Raw genomic sequence first — 2822 nt, 5'->3', positions numbered from 1 at the left:
ACCCGCGTCGCCGCCCGACTACTCGCCATGGCCGCCGCGATCTGGCACAACTGGAAAACCGACGCCCCAGTCAAACGCTCACTGATCGCCTACGACCACTAAACGCCAAACGGACTCACTCATCTAGGGTCAAGATCACCGTCCACGGCCAGATTGGCATGGTCGAACGCCTCGTCGTCGTCGATCCCGTGATCCAGCGGAGTAGCCCCGAGCGTGGACGGCCCGCCCTCATCGACTGTGTCGTAGTCGTCGCCAAGGGCACCTAACGCGAACGGATCCTCGTCATCGCCTTCATCCGCCTCCGTAGCGAATAAATCACGTTCGGCGTCTGCAAACGCGGTCAACGACCGCTCGTACTTTTTGGAGCAATTGTCAATACCTGTGGATTGATCTTGGTCAGGCCGCGGTCTCGACGGGCGTCGTGACTGTTTGTTGATCTTCTGATCGTTCGACGTGTTTGCCATTGACGAACATCGCGCCGGCACGGACGAGGGCGACGAGGTGGGGCGCGTTGACGGCCCGCCACCGGTCCTGGGCGGCGATGATCAGCTTGTAGGCCATCGCCAGGCCAGCAGCTTTGGAGCCGGGACCGCGGGTGATCTTGGTGCGGTGCCGGACGGTGGCGAAGGTGGACTCGATCGGGTTCGTGGTGCGCAGATGGACCCAGTGCTCGGCGGGAAAGTCATACAAGGCGAGCAGCTGCTCGAGATCGTCGGTGACCTTCGCGACGGCCTTGGGAAACTTTGCGCCGAACAACTCCACGAAGGCCTTTACCGCGGCCTTGGCGTGAGTCTTATCCTCGGCACCCCAGATCCCGGCGAGGGCCTTCTTCGCCGTCGGGTGCGCCGACTTGGGCATCGCGGCGAGCACGTTGCCGCCCTTGTGGAACCAGCACCGCTGCTCGCGGGTCTCGGGGAACACCTCACGCAGCCCACCCCAGAAGCCGAGCGCACCGTCGCCGACGGCCAGCACCGGGGCCCGCATGCCGCGGCGCTTGGCATCACGCAGCAAATCGGCCCACGACTCGACCGATTCCCGGTAGCCGTCGGTGAGGGTGATCAACTCCTTCGAACCGTCGGCGCGCACCCCGATGAGCACCAGCAGACACAGCTTGTGTTCCTCGAGACGGATGTTGACGTGGATGCCGTCAGCCCACACATAGACGTAGTCCACGCCCGAGAGGTCACGTCGCGCAAAGGCGCGCTGCTCGTCTTGCCACTGCTCACACAGCCGGGTGATCGTGGAGGCCGACAGCCCGGCGCCGGTGCCGAGGAACTGCTCCAGCGCCGGCACGAAATCGCCGCTCGAAAGCCCATGCAGGTAGAGCAGCGGCAGCACCTCACTGACCTTCGGCGAGCGACGACACCACGCCGGCAAGATCGACGAGGCGAACCGCCTGCGCTCACCAGTGGCCTCATCGACCCGCTTGTCGTTGACCCGCGGCGCCCGCACCTCGATCGCCCCGGCCGCAGTGGTCACCGAACGCGGCTCATGGTGACCGTTGCGCACCACCAACCGATGCCCGTCCTCATCGACCTGATCGAGCAGACCGTCGACATAGGCGTCGGCCTCGGCCTTCAGCGCCGCCGCCAACATCCGCCGCGCACCCTCCCGCGCGATCTCATCCAGCAGCGAGCTCGATGGCACATCGCTCGGCAACACCTGACCCGAGCGAGCTGTCTCCACTATCTTGAGCACGGACGTACCTTCCCGACCAGCGTTGCAGCGCCGGCCTTGCTTGACACGAACATGGCTACCGGGAAGGTACGTCCACCCGGCCTCAACCACAGGTTTCAAGCATTGCTCTACTTTTTGGCTCCGTAGGTGAAGGTCTTGCGCTCGTTGAGGACGAGGCCAAGCTCGCGAACCTCTTCTGCGCACGCCTCCAATGCACCGCGTGCGTCCGCAAGCGTCTTCGACGCGATCCTGAAGTCGTCTGAGTACGTGAACACCGCGTACCCGCCGCGAGCCAGCCGGCGCCGCGCGATGTCAATGTAAGTGTCGCCGAGAACGTTGCTGGCAGTGTTCACCTGTGGGAGACCAACTCTCCGTCCCATGACACGGCCCAGCAGGCCGGCTAGTAGGTCGACCGCAGGTTCCTCTCCGGTCTGCGCGATCAATTCGTCGGCCAAGCGGGCGTGATCGACGAACTCGTAGTAGGCGGCGACGTCAGACTTACTCACGTAGCGCGTCCCGCGCCCGAGCGGAGCCTTGTTGAAGATCTCGAACGGCGCGCGCTGTGTGACTACGGCCGGAAGGGAGGCCGCGATCAGGTCGACCACAGCCCTATAGAGCGATCGATCGGGGAGAGTCATCACATGTATCGGCCTGACACCCCGCCAACCCTTTGCAGACAGAACCACGCTGGCAGGCCGGCCAGTGACGTGGCGCCGAAGACCCGGAATGAGGAGTTTGGCGACTTCCTCGTGGTGCGGTGAGAGGGCTTCGTAGTCCCACCGTCGAGGTAGCAGGCTGTTGCGCAGCGCAAGTTCGTGGCGGACCGCGCTGGTCAGGCCGAGCCGATTAAACAGGCTCGCGTCGATCACGTTGGGCCTCGACCGGCCATAGGACTCATAAGGCCCACCCTTACACACGATCATCGTCAGTGCGAGATCACGTGTGCGATATTGGGGCGGCAGTATGCCGAACTGGCGCCAGACTCTGGCGCCTACGCCACCTACCGGGCTGAGCGGCGCGCCGCCAGCAAAGACGCCCACCCGGCACCTGGGACCACTCGCAACCGCACCCCGACACCGATGGGCATATCCCGAGGTCGTGGTTCCGTGAACACATCTGGATACCCGCCCTCGTCACCGCCGGCA

Annotated in this window: 3 protein-coding genes and 1 pseudogene; 1 reads left to right on the top strand and 3 read right to left on the bottom strand. The window is 64.4% G+C overall.

Features of this window, described 5'->3' with window-relative positions; all coding sequences use genetic code 11:
* Positions 1-102, top strand: a pseudogene (locus tag RM423_RS24405) (IS982 family transposase); the annotation flags it as partial.
* A gap of 17 nt (positions 103-119) precedes the next feature.
* Here the strand turns inward: RM423_RS24405 and RM423_RS24400 are convergent.
* From RM423_RS24400 to RM423_RS24390, 3 genes are all read right to left on the bottom strand, one after another.
* A complete protein-coding gene (locus RM423_RS24400) occupies positions 120-344 on the bottom strand; it encodes a hypothetical protein (RefSeq protein WP_311425635.1) in 225 nt (74 codons plus the stop codon).
* 52 nt (positions 345-396) lie between these two features.
* Positions 397-1686 carry an IS256 family transposase gene (locus tag RM423_RS24395; RefSeq protein WP_311425636.1) on the bottom strand — a complete coding sequence of 430 codons (1290 nt, stop codon included), beginning with the start codon at positions 1684-1686 and terminating at the stop codon, positions 397-399.
* Between the two features lie 119 nt (positions 1687-1805).
* Complete coding sequence (locus RM423_RS24390) at positions 1806-2546, bottom strand: reverse transcriptase domain-containing protein (protein WP_311425634.1); 741 nt, start codon at positions 2544-2546, stop codon at positions 1806-1808.
* Between the last annotated feature and the right edge of the window lie 276 nt (positions 2547-2822).

Origin of the sequence: Jatrophihabitans lederbergiae, from assembly GCF_031845305.1 — a bacterium.
GTDB classification, from domain to species: domain Bacteria; phylum Actinomycetota; class Actinomycetes; order Mycobacteriales; family Jatrophihabitantaceae; genus Jatrophihabitans_A; species Jatrophihabitans_A lederbergiae.
This window is presented reverse-complemented; position numbering and strand designations above follow the sequence as displayed.